We start from the raw sequence: 1,368 nt of genomic DNA on the forward strand, positions 1-1,368 counted from the left end.
GGCGGAACCCAGCCTTTCACCCAGAGGCGCTTCATTGCATTTGCCCATGGCTCAGGCTCGGTTCCTGACGAGGGATCGGATTGGGGACAAAAACCGGCTTGAGGCGTGTCAGTGCGGTTCGTGGACCGAGTGATCGCAGTAGGTGCGATCGGATAGTTGACGCCGCGATGCTGGTCGCCAAACTATTGCGAGTATCGATTGCCGAGAAGCGGCGACAGCTTGATTGCTACAACGCAGAGAACGAATTATAGGCTTTCTCAAAATTCACGTCGCTTTTTTGCTTAAAAATCTACTACGCCTTAACTTTAAGCGATAGAAGTGAGGACAAATATGCCCTCACCCCAATATAGTGAATTCTATGCCGATTGCAGATTGCCGGCAGACTGCTTGCCGCTGCGGCGATCGGTTTCCATTTCGTAAGAGAGTTTCTGTCCATCGGTAAGGGTCTGCATGCCAGCCCGCTCGACTGCTGAGATGTGGACAAAGACATCCTTGGTGCCATCATCCGGCTGAATGAAGCCGAAACCCTTTTGCACGTTGAACCATTTCACGGTGCCGACGCTCATCGTCATCTCCATATTTCCCAGGTGCATTCATGAACTCAGCGCGCCACAGCGTCGCTAAAGCTCCGACTATCGGCAGATCTGGAGAGAATAACAGAGCGGACGCCCGGGGTAAGCGGAACGAAAAGCCCGGCAATCCGGCCAATGGTCAGCTCGTCTCATATGGTTCGGATCAGGCGAATTAGCAAGGGCGCAGAGAAAAAACTTTTTGCGCGTTCGGTTTTCTAATACGAAATCTTGCAAAGGTGGCCTCATCGCGCAGCTGTCCGCTTCGACATAAGATGCCATGATTGTACCCTCTGCCTCGTCGGGCCTCTTCGCGCCGTGGCCGATCTCCTCGCCGATCGATGTCGTCATAGGAGCTCGGTAGCCTATCGAAAGAAAAGGGCTGCGTTGCATTGCACTGTAACGTCATTGATGGGGATAAAACCAAGTTTTACTACCTATTCTGGCGCGATCGCGGAGCATTGATGATCATATGCCGATCGATATGTCGAAGCTGTAACTCATTTTTGATCAATGAGACGCCGGTGATGAGATCAAGCCGATCTGTTTTCAGGCATGTTTGACTATTGTTTGCGGCACTGTTTAAGTGCGTGTTTAATGATAAGCCATAGCTTCATCCGCTAGATTGATTATTTTACGGTCTTTCACATAAAAATATAATACATCGGAAAATAATTGGATGACGATCGTGGAGGCATCTCCGAAGGCTGGCACCGGATCGTCATTGGTGACGCCTTCAGCGTCTTTCGCCGCCAAGCACCAGCCGGAGCGAGCGGGCGAGTTCGTCGCGGCGATAGGG

Annotated in this window: 2 protein-coding genes; both read right to left on the bottom strand. The window is 51.5% G+C overall.

What is annotated here, in order from left to right:
- Positions 1-356: 356 nt before the first annotated feature.
- Positions 357-566: a cold-shock protein gene (locus ABZT49_RS24275; protein ID WP_048435290.1), complete on the bottom strand. Its 210-nt coding sequence runs from the start codon at positions 564-566 to the stop codon at positions 357-359.
- 597 nt (positions 567-1,163) lie between these two features.
- Positions 1,164-1,368, bottom strand: a 205-nt coding sequence (locus tag ABZT49_RS24280; protein WP_355289761.1) for a hypothetical protein, incomplete at its 5' end; no start/stop codon positions are given.

It is taken from the genome of Methylobacterium sp. EM32 (genome assembly GCF_040593685.1).
GTDB lineage: Bacteria > Pseudomonadota > Alphaproteobacteria > Rhizobiales > Beijerinckiaceae > Methylobacterium.

Coding starts and splice junctions, on each gene's coding strand:
- ABZT49_RS24275 (WP_048435290.1), bottom strand. CDS start 566: ATGAGCGTCGGCACCGTGAAATGGTTCAACGTGCAAAAGGGTTTCGGC.